Genomic DNA, 18,037 nt, shown 5'->3' on the forward strand with positions numbered 1-18,037 from the left:
GCATTTATTATAACAAAATGATTTCCAAAAAAACAAAAAACCACCCTGCAATAGGATGGTCAAAATAATTATTTTAAGTTTTCTTTAGCTTTAGCAGCTAAATCAGCAAATGCTTTTTCGTCATTTACAGCTAATTCAGCAAGCATTTTACGGTTAATGTTAATTTCAGCTAACTTTAAACCGTGCATTAAACGGCTGTAAGAAAGACCATTGATACGAGCTGCTGCGTTAATACGAGCAATCCATAACTTACGGAAGTCGCGTTTCTTTTGACGACGATCGCGATAAGCGTAAGTTAAACCTTTCATTACTTGTTGCTTAGCAGTTCTAAATAATCTATGTTTTGAACCAACATAACCTTTAGCTAATTTTAATACCTTTTTACGACGTGAACGAGCTACAGTACCGCCTTTTACTCTTGGCATTTAGTTTCCCTCCTAGTACTTCTATGATTGAATTATTTCATGTTTGTTAATTGCTCACGGATACGCTTGTAATCACCAGAGCTAACTACTGCAGATTTACGTAATTTACGTTTAACCTTCGTAGACTTGTTTGCGAATAAATGACTTGTATACGCATGAGAACGTTTTAATTTACCGCTTCCTGTTTTCTTAAAACGCTTAGCTGAACCACGATGAGTTTTCATTTTAGGCATGGATAGTTCCTCCTTAGATCAATTACTTTTCGTTTACTGGCGCTAAAATTAAGAACATGCTGCGCCCTTCCATTTTAGGCTTCGTTTCAATGGTAGAGAGGTCTTCACACTCTTTAGCAAGACGTTCTAGAACGTCTTTTCCAATTTTAGAGTGAGTAATGGCACGTCCGCGGAAACGAATACTCGCTTTCACTTTGTCACCTTTGCTTAAGAATTTACGTGCATTACGAAGCTTCGTATTAAAGTCATGCTCTTCAATCGTAGGACTTAATCGCACTTCTTTTAAGTTGATAATCTTTTGATTCTTACGAGCTTCTTTTTCTTTCTTTTGCTGTTCAAAACGGAATTTTCCGTAGTCCATAATACGGCATACAGGTGGTTTAGCATTTGGTGCTACCGCAACTAAATCTAAATTCGCATTTGCTGCAATTTCAAGAGCTTCGTTCTTCGTTTTAATTCCAAGCTGCTCACCATTTACATCAATGAGTCGGACTTCGCGAGCACGAATTCCCTCATTTACGTTCATGTCTTTACTAATATTGAGTCACCTCCAAGTGATATAAAAGAAATAGTTGTTTTCGAAAGCAAAGCATTAAAAAAAGCGTCGGTACATACTGCACCCACACTAAAGTCCTAATCTGACTATTAAATGATTAGTTCATCTACCACTCAACTGCAAATATGCGTTGACGAGGTGAGAAGCGGGTGCTTCTACTTTCAATATACAAACTATTTAATTACCTAAGAAATATATCATAAGTCAAACCCAACTGTCAAGCACGGTTTGCTTTATTAATCTTTATCACGCAATTAATAATACATAAATAACAGTTGTATTGCAAGAGATATTTTTCACTAGATAAAAGAGGCGGGGGCACAAGTGCCTGGCTCCTCATTGCACTCTCTACATGTACGCACTAATTAATCTTGTGTATACAAAAGATTGTAGCGTGAGGTGCCTGGCTCCTTGTTTTGTCCCAGCCTCTTTCTCAATCATTTATTTAATTTTTGTTACCTCTTCTACAATAGATGCTACGAATTCATCTAATGCATGTGAAGTTGATTTTTGCTCACCATACTTACGCACATTAACTGCATTACTATCTTTTTCTTGATCCCCTAGTACTAACATGTAAGGAATTTTTTGCATTTGCGCTTCACGGATTTTATAGCCAAGCTTTTCTTCTCGCTCATCTAATTCAACACGTATTCCTTTTGATTGCAATGTTTCTAATACATGTTTCGCATAATCTAAATGTACATCATTTGAAACTGGGATTACTTTCACTTGTACTGGAGCAAGCCATGTAGGGAATGCACCTTTGTATTCTTCGATTAAGTAGGCAACAAAACGTTCCATTGTTGAAACTACACCGCGGTGAATTACTACTGGACGATGATGGTTACCATCTTCACCGATGTAAGTTAAGTCAAAACGCTCTGGTAATAAGAAATCAAGTTGCACAGTTGATAAAGTTTCATCTTTCCCTAATGCTGTTTTAACCATCACATCTAGCTTAGGACCATAGAATGCCGCTTCACCTTCAGCTTCAACATAATCTAATTGAAGTTCATCCATCGCACCTTTTAACATTGCTTGAGCTTTATTCCACATTTCGTCATCATTGAAGTACTTTTCAGTATCTTCTGGATCGCGATAAGAAAGGCGGAAGTAGAAGTCTGTAATTCCAAAGTCTTTATATACTTCTTGAATTAACCGAACAACTCGGACAAACTCATCTTGAATTTGATCATGACGGGCAAAGATGTGCGCGTCATTTAAAGTCATTCCTCGAACGCGTTGTAAGCCTGATAACGCACCAGACATTTCATAACGGTGCATTTGCCCTAATTCAGCAATTCGAACTGGTAAGTTACGGTAGCTATATAAGTTGTTTTTGTAAACCATCATATGGTGTGGACAGTTCATCGGACGAAGAACTAAGTCTTCATTGTCCATTCCCATTGCCGGGAACATATCTTCTTGATAGTGATCCCAATGTCCTGACGTTTTGTATAGCTCTACACTTCCTAAAATCGGAGTGTACACGTGGCTATAGCCTAGTCGCTCTTCTTTATCGACAATGTAGCGTTCAATGACGCGACGTATTGTTGCTCCTTTTGGTAGCCATAAAGGTAATCCTTGGCCAACTTTTTGTGATACTGTGAACAAATCTAACTCTTTACCTAGCTTACGGTGATCACGCTCTTTTGCTTCTTCTAATAAACGTAAATGGTTTTCAAGCTCTGCTGGTTTAAAGAAAGCTGTCCCATAAATACGTTGAAGCATTTTATTTTTGCTATCACCGCGCCAGTATGCACCTGATAAACTCATTAACTTAAATACTTTAATTTTTGAAGTTTGCGGAATATGAGGTCCGCGACATAGATCTGAAAACTCACCTTGCTCATAAATAGTAATTGTTTCATCTTCTGGAATAGCACTTAATAATTCAATTTTTAAAGGGTCTTCTAATTTTTCATACATTTCTAACGCTTCATTGCGTGATACTTCTTTACGAACAACCTCAATGTTTTCATCGATAATTCGCTTCATTTCCTTTTCAATTTTCGGGAAATCTTCTTCTGTTAAGCGGTGTTCCATGTCGATGTCATAGTAAAAACCACTATCAATAACTGGTCCGACACCAAGATTAATTTTTTCATCTTTAAAGACACGCTTTAATGCTTGTGCCATTAAGTGAGCTGAACTGTGGCGGATGATTTCTAAACCATCTTCAGTTTCAGGCATAACAATTTCAATTTTTCCGTCTTCGTTAATTGGACGACGTAAATCAATCATTTCTCCATTTAATTTTCCAGCTAACGCTTTTTTACGAAGGCCTGGGCTGATGGAAGCTGCTACATCTTCCGTTGTTGTTCCACGATCAAATTCCTTTATCGCACCGTCTGGAAACGTTAATTTAATCATTTCTGACATTTTCCTCACTCCAATTCTATTTTTGAAAATAAAAAAAACACTACATCCCTAGGAAAAGGGACGAGTGTTATTCGCGGTTCCACCCTTGTTTCTAACGCACGACAAATAGGCGTGGTTAGCTCAAGAAAAGGGATAACGGTATTTAGCCGTCAGCAGATACTATACGTTCCCTGCTGAAGTTCAGAGGTGGTAAGATACTTTTTCGTGTTTAGGAAACTTTCAGCCGGTGATTTCCCTCTCTAAAAAACCGTAAAAAGAACTCATGTCCTCATCATTACTAGTGAATTATAATTGTTATTTGGTATTATATATGTCTCATTTCGCATTTGCAAGGGGCAAAACGGAAAAAATTTCATTTTGCATAGAAAATAGATTAAATCCTTCAATCCAATTAATTTTGAATAACGAAGTCTTTATCAACTTTTTCTGCTTCCTCAAAGACACGTAATGTATTATATTTCGTATCTCGCTGTGCTGGAACTTTCCCAGCCTCACGAATTAATTGTAGTATTAGGTTCGTGTTTACTTTATGTGTCGTTCCTGCTGCTGATACTACGTTCTCTTCCATCATTGTGCTTCCGAAGTCATTACATCCATATGATAATGATTGCTTTCCTACTTCTGGCCCCATTGTTACCCAAGAAGATTGGAAGTTCGGAATATTATCAAGGAAAATACGAGAGATCGCTAAGTTTTTCAAATAGCCTCTTGGCGTAATTTTCTCGCCTTTCATGTTCGTGTTATCTGGTTGGAATGTCCATGAAATAAACGCTAAGAAACATTCTGTCTCATCTTGCGCATCACGTACGCGCTGTAAATGCAATGCACGCTCTTCAATCGTTTCGCCAAGTCCAATAACCATTGTTGCAGTGCCGTGCATACCGACTTTTTTCGCCGTCTTCATGCACTCCATCCATTCTTGCCACGTATTTTTAATTTTACTAACACGTGATCTCGTACGTTCATCAAGAATTTCAGCACCACCGCCAGGAAGGGAATCAAGCCCCGCTTCTTTTAACTGACGAAGTACTTCTTCTAAAGAAAGACCTGACACTTCAACCATTTTCCAAATTTCAGCTGGTGAAAAGGAATGCATCGTAATTTCAGGGAAGTTCTTTTTAATCTTCTTTAATAAGTCTGTGTAATAAGAAAATGGCAAGTTCGGGTTTGTCCCACCTTGCATTAATATTTCCGTACCATCAACATCAATTGTTTCCTGGATCTTTTTCATGATTAACTCATCGTCAAGTACATACCCTTCATCTGAGCCTGGCGCTCGATAAAATGCACAAAAACGACAATACGTATCACAAACATTTGTATAATTTATGTTTCGTCCAATAACAAATGTCGTTATCGGTTCTGGATGCCATTTCTTCATAATTTTATCAGCTGCAGCACCCATTTTTTCTACTTCATCACTTTTATATAATTCAACGGCATCTTCATAGGAAATGCGTTCTCCATTGACTGCGCGTTCTAATATATGATCGATACTCATTTGTATCCCCCCATACGTCTCTTTACATCAATCCTAACATATCTAAAGAAAGTTTTCTTTAATTACGCCTATTCTTTCCACCAACGAATGAACTATCCGTTAAATGGCGGATTCGTTCCATAATTCGCTTTGCTTTCACTCGTTCAATCCCATTCTTTTGTGAATAGGCTAAATGTTCTTCCAATTCGTCATAGTCATAATTAGACGTATAAAGGGTCGGAAGTTTTTCCATCATACGATATTGTAAAATAACACCTAAAATTTCATCTCTCGTCCAGCTTGTCATCGTTTCTGCACCGAGGTCATCGAATATTAATATAGGTACTTTTTTTACCGTTTCAAGTTTTTCTTGCAACGTTTGATCTCCGATAGAGTTTTTCATTTCTCTAAAAAATTCCGGCGAATAAACAATTAGTGAACTAATGCCTTTTTCTGCTAATCTGTTTGCGATTGCACCCATAATATATGTTTTCCCAACACCAAATGGTCCGTACAAATAAAGTCCGTTTGCACTTCGTTTATTTTCATAGTTTTCAACAAAATCTAAAGCACGACGAATTGCCGCTTCTCTATCTTCATCATGGGAGTCATGCATTGCTTCATCCAATTTATCAAAGCTTGCTTCTAAAACATCCCTCGGCATAAATAAGCTTTTAATTCGTTCTGCATGCTTTTTCTTGGCATCAGACTTTATTTTCATCTCACATGCTTCATATTTAATATCAATATAATTACGACTCTTAATAAGGACAGGATGGTACCCTTGCATCATATTTTTACATTGTTCCACTGATCCACATTCATTGCAGTCACGAACCTGTGATTTATATTCAAAAAGCTTTGGCAGACTTTTCTCAATCTCTGCTTCGGTTAATTCTGGGTTGGCAGCAATAAATGAACGGATCTGTGGTTCATTTAAAAGTTCTTGTTTAAGCATCTCATATCGTTCTTTAAACTTTGGAACGTTCATCATTTTTGATAACGTACGATTAATTGGTTCCATATCAATACCTCCCTTCTTACTTCATATTTCGTAGTCGTTCTTTTAAATTATTTTTACTTGGTGCTTTTTTTGCTGGTTGTTCTTGTTTCGTTTGGTTTTCTTTTTCCTTTTGCTCTGTCATCCATTTCGGCAGGACATCTTCACGAACATTTGCTTGACGTTTTCTCGTTGCTTTTTGTGGCTGTGATTTTTCACTTAACCATTCTCTATACTTTTTATTTTCTTCTCTTGCTAACGCCATTGCTTCTTGGACAGTACGTATTTGTTTACGTGACCAATAAGCAGCTATTTTTTCGACATATGCCTTCGGTAGCTTTAAATTATTGATATATAAAACATAGTCGACTAATACGTTTACAACACCTGGCAAGAGCCCTTGTTCAAACATAATTGCTTCTACTACTTTCAAGTCGGTTAAAGCCGGTTTTCCACCGCCTGAACGTTCTTTAAGCAAATCATAAGGAGATAATGTTTCATACTCCTTAATCGTTCTCTCTTCATCTGTTTGTGGCTCTTTGTTCGATAACTGTTGAAATTTTTTCGGTTGTTGTCGTAACGATAAGAAAGGCAATTTATTCTCATGTTCAAATTGATACCAGCGCTGCACTTCTTTTTTCAGCAGTTCAAGATTAATTTTTTCTTCATGCAAGAAGGCATTTTGTATGATTTTACTCATTTGCAAAGCATCATTAATTTTATATATATAAGCTAGCTTTAATATTGTCTCTTTAACTTCTTTTGTAATAACTTCTTTCGGCACAAAAATAGTTGATAAATCATCCATCAGTAATTGAAAATCAAATGTCTCCATTTCTCCAACTGAAATTCCATTACCTTCTTTTTCATCGATGTGTTCAATGTTATTAGGAAGCGTAAGTGAATTCATTAATTCTTCACTTCCTGAAGGCATTAGTTCACTTGCATGGACAGATTCAAATACTTCACTAAAGGATTTGGTAATGTTCCGATAAGATGACTTGTCTATTTTTGCTGTGATAAATTGTTTTTTTAGTTGATCGAAACGTTTCTTACCAAGGCGATTAAATAAGAAAATTTCCAAAGATCCGTCCGTAAAAAATTGTTCAGGAGTTAGTGGTGGTTGTAATTCATAGATAAAGTATCTATTTTCCTCCACTTGTTTGACATACACATTAAGCAAGCCTAAACCTTCCAGTTTACCTCGATAAAGAAAAATCTGTTTTAAGTCGACGCCCATTAAATTCATTAAACTATGGTGTGATAATTCCTCTCCCCAAAGATCATCTTTTTCAATGAGAGACAAAAGTGTCATGTAAAGACTATTTGCTGTAGCACCAATCAATGGTTGGTAAAGCATTGTAACAATTTTTTTATGATACTCGTGCAGTAGACCGTTCGTCCGAACGATAAATCGATCTTGAGCAAGTAGCTCTTTCCAATGTGCTGTCATCCCTTTAACCCCTAACTTAATAAATAAAAAGAAGCATATCAAAATAATTTGCTTATGCTTCTACTTTTCGCGATTAATTAAGTCCTTTAATTCACTAATAAATACATTTATATCTTTAAATTGGCGATAAACAGAAGCAAATCTTACATAGGCAACATCATCAATAGAAACTAATTCTTCCATCACTAATTCACCAACATCTTGACTATTAACTTCTTACATTCCTTGTGCTCGTAAAGTACCCTCAACTTTATTAACTATATCTTCAAGGTTTTGAAGAGGTACTGGTCTTTTTTCACAAGCTCGAATTAAGCCTCTTAAAATTTTCTCATGGCTAAATTCTTCCCGTGTGCCGTCTTTTTTAACGACGATTAATGGCGATTCTTCTACTTTTTCAAATGTAGTAAATCGATAACTACATTGTTCGCACTCGCGTCTTCTTCTAATGGAATTTCCTTCTAAGACTGGACGGGAGTCTAACACTCTTGTTCCATTATGCTGACATTTCGGGCAACGCATACAAACCAACTCCGCTCATTTTACGAATATACTACTTCAATCTTATTAAAAACGACGGTTTCTGACAAGTATTTTTAAGAAAAGCGCAAGCGAAACAAATTTCACTAAATACGCCCACGTCCTGTGGGCAACGTGAAATTCCTCACCGTCCTAGTTCTTGACGTATAAGCTGGAGCACTTTAGCGACGAGAATAGATAGAGAATATTTTTAAACAATAAAAAAAAGAGGTGTCTCCACCTCTCTTAAAAGTTCAAACTATGACATTGCTGATAATTTTTGTTTTACTTCGATTGGTCCCATCCCACGTGGAACTTCAATACTTTCATTCTTATCTGCTCCTAACGCTTCTGCAATGTATGTAGCAGCAACGTTTGGATCAATTCGATCACCACAAGTATATACATCAATGCTCGCATAACCATGCTCAGGAAAGCTGTGAATAGTTAAGTGTGATTCAGAAATAATAACTACACCACTAACACCGTGTGGAGCAAATTTATGAAATGCTACCTCACGAATTTCAGCACCTGCATTTAATGCTGCATTTACAAACGTTTCTTCAATAAATTTCATGTCATTTAATTTGTCAGTGTTACATCCCCAAAGCTCAGAAATAACGTGACGTCCCATAGTATCCATTGATAAATCCCCCTTTTAACATTTTTAAAGCACTTCCATCTCAATCGAGAACATCGCTACCACGGGGGAAAGTTAGTCCAGAGAGGTCCTAACCCTTTAAGTAGAAACATTCTATTTGAGTAATCGAGTTCACGAAAAATAGTATACTTCTAATAAATATGTTTTGCAATATTTTTTATTATTTTTTTTAAAACATCTTCTTGACTTCGTTGTGGCGATTCCTTTTTTAACATAACCTTCAAGGAAATTATTATTCGAATCTAAAGAAAAACAGGCATTTACAATGCCTGTTTTCGAATTCATTGTATGAAGTTATACTGACATCTTTGCTTCAATACCTTTTGCCACAAGGACCGCTAAATCAACGACACGGCATGAGTATCCCCACTCATTATCATACCAAGCAAGTACTTTTAATTTCGTTCCGTCCATCACCATTGTAGATAAGCCATCAACAATAGCTGAGTTTTCATTTCCATTGAAATCAATGGAAACTAATGGCTCATCACAGAATGCCATAATTCCTTTTAATTCATGCTCTGCTGCATCTTTTAAAATTGCATTCACTTCTTCGATTGAAACTTCACGCTTTAAGTCAACTACTAAGTCAACTAAAGAAACATTCGGTGTTGGAACACGTAATGCCATCCCATGAAGCTTTCCTTGAAGTTGTGGAAGCACTTTTGCAATAGCTTTTGCAGCCCCAGTTGTTGTTGGGATTATTGATTGTGCACAAGCACGTGCACGGCGTAAATCTTTATGTGGATTATCAATGTTCTTTTGGTCATTTGTATATGCATGAACTGTAGTCATTATTCCATTTACAATTCCAAACTTCTCATCAATAACTTTAGCAACAGGAGCTAAGCAGTTCGTAGTACAAGAAGCGTTTGAAATAACATCATGTTTTTCATGATTGTAATCGCTATCATTTACTCCCATAACAATTGTAATATCTTCATCTTTACCAGGAGCTGTTATAATTACTTTTTTAGCTCCAGCTTCAATGTGATATCCAGCTGTCTCTTTTGAAGTGAACTTTCCAGTAGCTTCAATTACAATATCAACATTTAGTTCGTTCCAAGGCAATTGCTTCGGGTCACGATTGCTGACAAGCTTTACAGCATGCCCATCAATTAATAATTCACCTTCACCCACTTTTACTTCTTTATCGTAAGTACCATGAATTGTATCATATTTAATAAGGTGTGCTAACGTCTCTGCTGGATAACTTGCGTTAATTGCTACAACCTCTAAATTATCATTTTTCATTGCTTGACGGAAAACCATTCTTCCAATACGGCCAAACCCATTAATTGCAATTTTTGCTTTCATATAAAAAAGTCCCCCTAAATATATGTGTTATACTTATATACGTTTACTCACAAATAGTATAACATATTGAAAGCGCTTTGCTACTGTTTTTTTTAAAATTATACAGATAAATTCCAATTTATGATGATTTTTTCAAGTTGCTCCTCTGTTTCGCCTACTGTACCATTATTATTTATGATTATATCCGCTAATGGGCGCTTATCGTCCAAAGGCATTTGTGAACGTATTCTCGCTACAGCCTCTTGCTCTGAGAATTCGTTTCTTTTCATTAATCGTTGTAATTGTGTTTCCGCGTTTACATAAACTAATATTGTTTTTTCAACGAGATACTGTAGTTTACTTTCAAAGAGCAATGGAATATCAAAAATCACTGTGTTACGACCTTCACTTATGTACATATCTTTTTTATCGTTCATCCGCAAACGAACTGCTGGATGAACGATACTGTTTAATACTTCTCTTTCCTTTTGATCATTAAAAATAATTTCACCAAGTAGTTGTCGATCTAAAAAACTGTTTTCCCCGATTATCTTTCTCCCGAAATGATTGACAATAAGATTATAAGCTTCTTCACCTGGCTCGACGACTTCTCTTGCAACGATATCTGCATCGATGATTGCGTATCCTCGGTTACGGAGCATACCTGTTACTGTACTTTTCCCACTTGCAATTCCACCTGTAATTCCAATAATTTGTGCCATATGCTCCCCCACTTTTCCTACTTACCTAATTTCAGAATTTCCAAATCCCTAAAATAATTAAGATTAAACCTGGAAGGAACGAAAATTTATCCATCCATTTAAAATTAGAAAAAAAATGCCCACACTTCATGCCGAATGTTACAAATAATGAACTCATAACTGCTACTGATATAGCCATAATCCAAGGTGAATATCCGATTAAGACCGCCCCAATTCCAGCTGCAAAAGCATCTAATGAAAGAGCAACCCCGAGTAGGACTGCCTCTATTCCTGTAATTGTTCCAGATTTATCAAAATCAGCTGCAGTTGGTTTTCGTAATATTTGGATAACAATTCCTAATGAACGAATTTCAAATTTAATTATTGTTTCTTTAACACTGACATTCTTCTCAGATCTTTCTGGTCTGAACACTTGGTACAGTACCCAAGCTCCAATCCCAATTAAAATAATGCCACCAATTTTTTCAGCAATGCTCGGTGATAAAAATTGAACGATTATTCCGCCAATTCCCATCGCAAATAACAATGTTATTGCGGAGCAACACGCGATAATAACAATTGATCTAAATGGTAAAAACATCTTTCGAACACCGTAAGTAAACCCTACGGAATAACTATCTAAACTTACTGCAAATGCTAGAAGTAATAACGAAAGCAATTGTGTCATAAATTAAGACTCCTCTCCTATCGCAATCCGCTACGATAGTATATGGCAGGAGCCTATTTTCGGTACTGAATTTTAAATCTTCTGACACTTAGGACAATAATGTGTCCCTCTTCCTCCGACGACAGTTTTTTCGATTTCATGTCCACAATTTGGACATGGCTTACCATTTTGCGCATAAACATTTAATTGCAGCTGAAACATCCCCATCTCACCTTGTGAATTTACATAGGAACGAATCGTGCTGCCACCGCGGTCCACTGCTTCTTGTAATGTTTGTACAACCGCTTTATGTAAAGGCCCTATTTCTCTTTTTTTAATTGTTGCCGCTTTACGCATTGGATGAATGTTCGCTTTAAATAATGCTTCATCGACATAAATATTGCCAAGCCCAACGACAATTTGTTGATCGAGTAATGCTACTTTAATCGAGCGTTCTGTCTTTTTTAAGCCTTTGTATAAATGTTCTTCGGTAAATTTATCTGAGAATGGCTCGAGCCCTAATTGAGCTAAAGGTTTACTTTTTTCTTCCTCGCCTTTAGTAAATATATGCATCGTGCCAAACTTACGGACATCACGATACAGGAGACGACTTCCATCCGTAAATGAGAAAATGACATGTGTATGTTTATCATGATCCTCTATTTCATCCGCTTTCTGAAAAACATAACGACCTTCCATCCTTAAATGTGATAATAAAACATAGTCATCTAGCATGAATTTTAAAAACTTTCCTCGTCGATCAATGTCATGGATTGTTTGTCCGAGAAGTAAATGTTTAAATTGTTCAATATCTGCTGGCTTCTTTATAATGTTTGGCCAAAATACGTCGACATCTTTTATTGTCTTGTTTAATACTAGTTGAACTAATGTTCTTCTTACCGTTTCTACTTCAGGTAGTTCTGGCATTCTAGTTGCTCCTTTCTCTCTATAGAAGAAGCAATGGTGAATGCACCATTGCTCTTTATTTATTACTTATTTTGCATCATACCAAGATGGACCAAAAGAGTAGTCTACTTTAAGAGGGACTTTTAGTTGCATCGCATTTTCCATCACATCAGGAACAATTTCCTTTAGCTTTTCAATTTCATCTTCCGGTGCTTCAAAAATTAATTCATCATGTACTTGCAGAAGCATTTTCGTTTGCAACTTTTCATCTTTTAAACGCTTCGCCATTTTTACCATGGCAACTTTAATGATGTCTGCCGCACTACCTTGAATTGGTGTATTCATTGCTGTTCTTTCGGCAAAGCTACGGAGATTGAAGTTACGACTCGTAATCTCTGGTAAATATCTACGACGGTTAAATAATGTCGTCACATAACCTTCTTGCTTTGCTTGTTGGACGATGTCTGCCATGTATTGTTTAACACCTGGGAAGCTTTCAAAATATTTCTCAATAAATGAAGCTGCTTCTTTTCTTGTAATGTTTAAACTTTGCGATAATCCGTAATCACTAATGCCATAAACAATACCGAAGTTTACTGCTTTAGCACTTCTTCTCATTTCTGATGTAACTTCCTCTTCCGAAACATTAAATACATCCATCGCCGTTTTTGTATGAATATCTAATCCTTCACGGAATGCTTCAACAAGTTTAGCATCATCAGCTATGTGAGCTAATACGCGAAGCTCAACTTGTGAGTAGTCCGCAGCAAAGATGAGCCAGCCTTCTTTTTCCGCTGTGAAAGCTTGTCTTATTTTTCGTCCTTCTTCAAGTCGGATCGGAATGTTTTGTAAGTTTGGATCTATTGAGCTTAAACGACCTGTTTGTGTTAACGCTTGGTTAAAACGTGTATTAACTTTTCCTGTATTCTCATTAACAACTTTCAATAATCCTTCAATATATGTGGAATTCAACTTACCTAATTGTCTAAATAACAATATTTTCTCGATGATAGGATGCTTGTTACTTAGTTTTTCTAACACGTCAGCTGAAGTGGAATAGCCTGTTTTAGTCTTCTTGACAGGTGGTAATTCCAGCTTTTCAAAAAGCACTTCACCAAGTTGTTTTGGCGAATTGATATTAAATTCTGTTCCGGCAATTTCATGAATTTCATTTTCAAGGTTTTTAATACGCTCACTTAAATCTTTGCCCATTTCTTGCAACCTTGAAACATCTACTTTAATACCTGTGTACTCCATTTCCGCTAATATTTTCGAAAGTGGAAATTCAAGCTCTTCGTATAATTTTACTAAGTCGCTTTCTTTCATTTTCTCTTCTAGCTTTTCTTTTAAAAGTCTAATTGCAAAAGCTTTCCTTGCAACATGGTCTGCTAAATGATCAGTTTCTGGTACTTTTTGTTTTGCACCTTTGCCATATACAGCTTCGTCATCTTTCACAAAGGTAACGCCATGTATTTTTGCTACTTCCGCTACTTTGTCACTAGAATCATTTGGATTTACTAAATAGGAGGCTAAGTGAACATCAAAATCTACGCCATTTAGTGTTATCCCTTGCCATTTTAATGAAACGATTGCCATTTTTCCATCAAAAACAATCTTTTTATTGTTTTCGCTTTCAGCCCAGTTCTTAAATTCTTCGGATTGTTTCGCAATATCAACTGGCAAGAAAAAGTTGCCGGTCTCATTAGCTAGCGAGATACCTAATATCGGAGACTGATGGTAATGATCGTCAATCATTTCAACATGCAATGCTGTTTCTGATGTAAACGTCTCTGCTTTAAACGTTGATAATATTTCATAGGAAATATCTTCGACTTTCACTTCACTTTGCTCTACTTCTTCTCCACCGATCCGGCTTATTAAAGAGTTAAAGCCAAGCTCGTTAAATATATTTGCTACTTTCTCAACTTCAAAACCGGAATATGCTAAGTCATCTACACTTAATGGTAAAGGCACATCACGATAAATTGTCGCAAGTTTTTTACTCATTAGTGCTTGCTCTTTATTGTCTGCTAATTTTTCTTTCAATTTCGCTCCAGAAACTTGGTCGATAGATTGTAAGGTTTCTTCAAGTGAACCGAATTGTTTTAATAATTTTAGCGCCGTCTTTTCCCCTACTCCAGGAACGCCTGGAATATTGTCCGATGTATCTCCCATTAAACCTTTCATATCAATAATTGCTAGAGGTGGTATTCCATACTTTTCAGCAATCAACTCTTCATCATATGTATCTACTTCAGAAATACCTTTACGGTTTATTGCAACTGTAATTTTATCAGAAACAAGTTGAAGTAAATCTTTGTCTCCAGAAAAAACTTTCACTTCAAGACCATCATTGGCAGCATCTTTTGAGATTGTACCGATAATATCGTCCGCTTCATAATCCGCTAATTCGAATCGCTTAATGTTAAATGCATCAAGCAATTCACGTATTAATGGAAATTGCTCAGAAAGTTCTGGTGGTGTTTTTTGCCTTCCACCTTTATACTCAGTAAATGTTTTGTGTCTGAACGTTGTTTTTCCAGCGTCAAATGCAACTAATAAGTGACTCGGTTTTTCTTCTTCAATGATCTTTAGTAACATCGTTGTAAAACCATACACCGCATTCGTATATACACCTTTATCATTATTTAATAAAGGAAGTGCAAAAAAGGCACGGTATGCTATGCTGTTACCATCTATTAAAACTACTTTTTTCCCCATCATATACCTCCACTATTAATTCTTCTTTGGAAATGAAATTATAAACGTAGTACCTTTTCCTTCATCACTTACTACTTTAATTTTCCCATTGTGCGCTTCGACAATATGTTTAACAATCGCTAGTCCTAAACCTGTTCCACCCGATTGCCTGCTTCTAGCTTTATCAATGCGATAAAATCTCTCGAATATACGTGGAATCTGTGACTTTGCTATCCCAATTCCAGTGTCTTGAATTTTAAATGTAATGCTTTTTTCACTTTCTTTCAATGAGATAGATATCTTTCCTCCATCTGGCGTATAAGCAATAGCATTGTTTAGTAAGTTTAAGAATACTTGTTTGACCCTAGCTTGATCTACTACAGCTCTAGTGTTGCCATCTATTGTCGAAGAAATAACGATTTCTTTCTTTTCTGCTTTACTCTTCAACATTAAGATACTTTCCTCCGCAATATCTTTTAGCGACACATTATTCATTACGAGTTGAATATCTTCCCTCTCTAACTTTGAAAGCTCGAGTAAGTCTTGTAATAACTGCTGAAGGCGATCTGTTTCCTTTAAGATAATTCCTAAAAACTTTTCACTAATTTCTTTATTTTCTAATGTTCCATCCAATAATGTTTCTGCAAATCCTTTGATTGATGTCATTGGTGTTTTTAATTCGTGGGAAACATTTGCTACAAAGTCTTTTCTCATATCTTCTAAATTTTTCAACTCTGTAATGTCGTGAAATAATAATGCAACACCTTGCATCTCTTTTTCATCATTTAAGATTGGGGCACTGTAGATAATAAAATGTTTCCGTTCAATTTTTATAGGAATGACGACTTGCTTTTTTACATTTCCTCCAAAAGTAAATGTCTCTTCAATTAACCTTGTTATCTCTTCAAAAGGAATAACATCTTTATAATTTTGCTTTTTCCATTTTTTTGCGTAAGATCCAAAGGTTTTAGTAAAAGCACGATTTACTAGAGATACATTCCCTTTTTCATTTATTAATAAAAGACAGCTGCCCATATTTTCAATTAATGTTTGCAAACGGTTCGTTTGTTTTTCTTTTTCTTGTGTCATTTTAGAAAGGTTGTGTGCTAAGTGATTTATTGATTTGCTTAACTCCCCTGTTTCATCTAGACGTTCTTCATATGTTCTCGCTTCATAATTGCCATTAGCAAGCTCTAATGCTACTCGATTAATATCTTCAATTGGTTTGATAATATGTTTCGTAATTCTGAAGCTAATTAATAAAACACCAAGATATGCGACACCTAAACTAATAAATAATATCGTCCATATAGATTTATAATAATTACGTAACGTATCAGCTTCATAATAAACGTGAACATAACCTTCAATCACATCACCAGATTTTATAGGCTGTGAGAAATAATAAACGCCACTGCTAACTTCCTCATGAAAGCCTTCTACACTTCGAAATTTATATTTCACTTCTGCTTCTGTATCATTGATTAGGTTTCCATCTGTAGAGTAAATCGTCACATTTGTTTTTAGTTGGTCAGATAGTTTTTTCATTTTTGCAGGTAATGTAGGACTAGTTAATCCAATTTCGTTAACATATTCAGCAACAATCTTAGATTCATTCTCCAACTTGTCTTGGAAAGAGGTTAAGTAGGCAACTTTAAATAGATGAGCCACCCAAAGGCCAATTACAAAAAGTGCAATAAAGAATAGGAGCAGAAAAGATAGATTCATTCGTGATCGTATTTTTGCCATCTATTATTTTGCCTCCAATTTGTAGCCCAAGCCTCGAATTGTTTTAATATAGACTGGTTTCTTAGTATTTTCTTCTATCTTTTCTCTAAGCCTACTTATATGTACATCAACAATTCGCGTATCTCCAGCATAATCATAATTCCAAACGGACTGTAATAATTGGTCTCTCGTCAGTAACTGGCCTTTATGTTTTGTTAAGTAAGTTAATAGTTCAAATTCTTTCGGAGTAAATTCAAGTAACTGTCCTCGGACAAACACTTCAAAATGGTTTGGATATATTTCTACATCGCCAAAAGACAATTTCCCTTCTTTTTCTTCTAGTACAGGTTCTGCTTTTTCAGAAATTATGTTGACACGCCTTAATATTGCTTTAATCCGTGCAACTACTTCACGAGGACTAAATGGCTTTGTCATGTAATCATCTGCACCAAGTTCAAGCCCCAATATTTTATCAAACTCATCATCTTTAGCAGTTAGCATTAGGATTGGTGTCGTAATTTGCTTTTGACGTAAATGCTTACAAACTTCAATACCATCCATTCCTGGTAACATTAAATCTAGAACGATTAAATCAGGGTTTTCGTTTTCTATAATTTGAACTGCTTCTTTCCCATCGTTAGCTGTAATAACTTGGAATCCTGCTTTTTCTAAATTAAATTCAAGTAACGTAACTATCGAAATTTCATCATCAACAACCATGATTTTTGTATCCATTTGAAACCCCACTTTATTAACATTTGTTAAATCTATCATACTATGGGGAATAAATTTATACAAAAAAAAGAAGGCTAGCGCCTTCTTTAAAAATTATCTAACGTTGCACCTGTTAAAGGTTTTTTCGGATGTGGAGGACATACTTTTAACTCCCCTTTAATGACCTCATCCCCGTCTTCATCTTTTGCAACAACGGAAATGGTAATGAGGTGACTTTCATGGTCAACATCTGTCACTTCAAATAAAGCCGTAAATGTTGCATAGTGATAAACTGGCTTAACAAATTCAAGCGTTTGCTTCATAACTGCACTACCAGGCCCTGGTAAGTATTTTGAAACAGCCGATGTAATGATCCCAGTAAGCATTACTTGAGGAACGATTGGCTTTTTAAACGGCGTTTGAGATGCATAATCATGCTGTATGAATAAAGGGTTCCCATCATCTGATAATCCTAAGTATAAAAGAATATCTTTATCTTCAATTTTTTCTGTACGTTCTAACTTTTCTCCAACTTTGATCTCTTCAATATGTCTACCAAGTCTTCGTTTTTTCCCAAGAAGCATAGCCTATCCCTCCATTTAAGAAAGCGTTTTCA

General features: G+C 35.9%; 16 protein-coding genes, 1 pseudogene and 2 other annotated features. All 17 genes and pseudogenes read right to left on the reverse strand.

Annotated elements, in window-relative coordinates; all coding sequences use genetic code 11:
• Positions 1–68 precede the first annotated feature (68 nt).
• Entirely contained in the window at positions 69–425 is a 357-nt protein-coding gene (rplT, locus tag CIB95_RS06150) for a 50S ribosomal protein L20 (protein ID WP_094923261.1), read from the reverse strand.
• A 32-nt stretch (positions 426–457) separates the two neighbouring features.
• Positions 458–658: a 50S ribosomal protein L35 gene (rpmI, locus tag CIB95_RS06155; protein WP_094923263.1), complete on the reverse strand. Its 201-nt coding sequence runs from the start codon at positions 656–658 to the stop codon at positions 458–460.
• Positions 659–680: 22 nt separating this feature from the next.
• Positions 681–1,184, reverse strand: coding sequence for a translation initiation factor IF-3 (gene infC, locus CIB95_RS06160; protein WP_094923265.1), 504 nt, complete (start codon positions 1,182–1,184; stop codon positions 681–683).
• Positions 1,185–1,247: 63 nt separating this feature from the next.
• Positions 1,248–1,381, reverse strand: a sequence feature (ribosomal protein L20 leader region).
• 274 nt (positions 1,382–1,655) lie between these two features.
• Positions 1,656–3,599, reverse strand: coding sequence for a threonine--tRNA ligase (thrS, locus tag CIB95_RS06165; RefSeq protein WP_094923267.1), 1,944 nt, complete (start codon positions 3,597–3,599; stop codon positions 1,656–1,658).
• 53 nt (positions 3,600–3,652) lie between these two features.
• Positions 3,653–3,883, reverse strand: a binding site (T-box leader).
• A gap of 107 nt (positions 3,884–3,990) precedes the next feature.
• Positions 3,991–5,100, reverse strand: coding sequence for a cyclic dehypoxanthinyl futalosine synthase (gene mqnC / locus CIB95_RS06170; protein ID WP_094923269.1), 1,110 nt, complete (start codon positions 5,098–5,100; stop codon positions 3,991–3,993).
• Between the two features lie 58 nt (positions 5,101–5,158).
• Positions 5,159–6,103 carry a primosomal protein DnaI gene (dnaI, locus tag CIB95_RS06175; RefSeq protein ID WP_094923272.1) on the reverse strand — a complete coding sequence of 315 codons (945 nt, stop codon included), beginning with the start codon at positions 6,101–6,103 and terminating at the stop codon, positions 5,159–5,161.
• A 16-nt stretch (positions 6,104–6,119) separates the two neighbouring features.
• Positions 6,120–7,532, reverse strand: a complete 1,413-nt coding sequence (locus CIB95_RS06180) for a replication initiation and membrane attachment family protein (protein ID WP_094923275.1) — start codon at positions 7,530–7,532, stop codon at positions 6,120–6,122.
• 60 nt (positions 7,533–7,592) lie between these two features.
• Positions 7,593–8,051 (reverse strand): annotated as a pseudogene (nrdR, locus tag CIB95_RS06185) (transcriptional regulator NrdR).
• 256 nt (positions 8,052–8,307) lie between these two features.
• Positions 8,308–8,691, reverse strand: a complete 384-nt coding sequence (gene speD, locus CIB95_RS06190; RefSeq protein ID WP_094923278.1) for an adenosylmethionine decarboxylase — start codon at positions 8,689–8,691, stop codon at positions 8,308–8,310.
• Between the two features lie 312 nt (positions 8,692–9,003).
• A complete protein-coding gene (locus CIB95_RS06195) occupies positions 9,004–10,026 on the reverse strand; it encodes a glyceraldehyde-3-phosphate dehydrogenase (protein WP_094923281.1) in 1,023 nt (340 codons plus the stop codon).
• Positions 10,027–10,124: 98 nt separating this feature from the next.
• The gene (gene coaE, locus CIB95_RS06200; protein WP_094923284.1) at positions 10,125–10,727 is read right to left on the reverse strand and encodes a dephospho-CoA kinase; all 603 of its coding nucleotides are present in this window, start codon (positions 10,725–10,727) and stop codon (positions 10,125–10,127) included.
• A 31-nt stretch (positions 10,728–10,758) separates the two neighbouring features.
• Entirely contained in the window at positions 10,759–11,394 is a 636-nt protein-coding gene (gene ytaF / locus CIB95_RS06205) for a sporulation membrane protein YtaF (RefSeq protein WP_094923287.1), read from the reverse strand.
• Between the two features lie 72 nt (positions 11,395–11,466).
• Entirely contained in the window at positions 11,467–12,300 is an 834-nt protein-coding gene (mutM, locus tag CIB95_RS06210) for a DNA-formamidopyrimidine glycosylase (protein ID WP_094923290.1), read from the reverse strand.
• 66 nt (positions 12,301–12,366) lie between these two features.
• On the reverse strand, positions 12,367–15,000 hold the full coding sequence (polA, locus tag CIB95_RS06215) for a DNA polymerase I (RefSeq protein ID WP_094923292.1): 2,634 nt from the start codon (positions 14,998–15,000) through the stop codon (positions 12,367–12,369).
• A gap of 15 nt (positions 15,001–15,015) precedes the next feature.
• Positions 15,016–16,728, reverse strand: coding sequence for a two-component system histidine kinase PnpS (gene pnpS / locus CIB95_RS06220; RefSeq protein WP_094923294.1), 1,713 nt, complete (start codon positions 16,726–16,728; stop codon positions 15,016–15,018).
• 3 nt (positions 16,729–16,731) lie between these two features.
• Positions 16,732–17,442: a response regulator transcription factor gene (locus tag CIB95_RS06225; RefSeq protein ID WP_094923296.1), complete on the reverse strand. Its 711-nt coding sequence runs from the start codon at positions 17,440–17,442 to the stop codon at positions 16,732–16,734.
• Between the two features lie 86 nt (positions 17,443–17,528).
• Positions 17,529–18,005 (reverse strand): MaoC/PaaZ C-terminal domain-containing protein, encoded by a 477-nt coding sequence (locus tag CIB95_RS06230; protein ID WP_094923298.1) that lies wholly within the window; start codon positions 18,003–18,005, stop codon positions 17,529–17,531.
• Positions 18,006–18,037 lie beyond the last annotated feature (32 nt).

Source organism: Lottiidibacillus patelloidae (assembly GCF_002262935.1).
Taxonomy (GTDB): domain Bacteria; phylum Bacillota; class Bacilli; order Bacillales; family SA5d-4; genus Lottiidibacillus; species Lottiidibacillus patelloidae.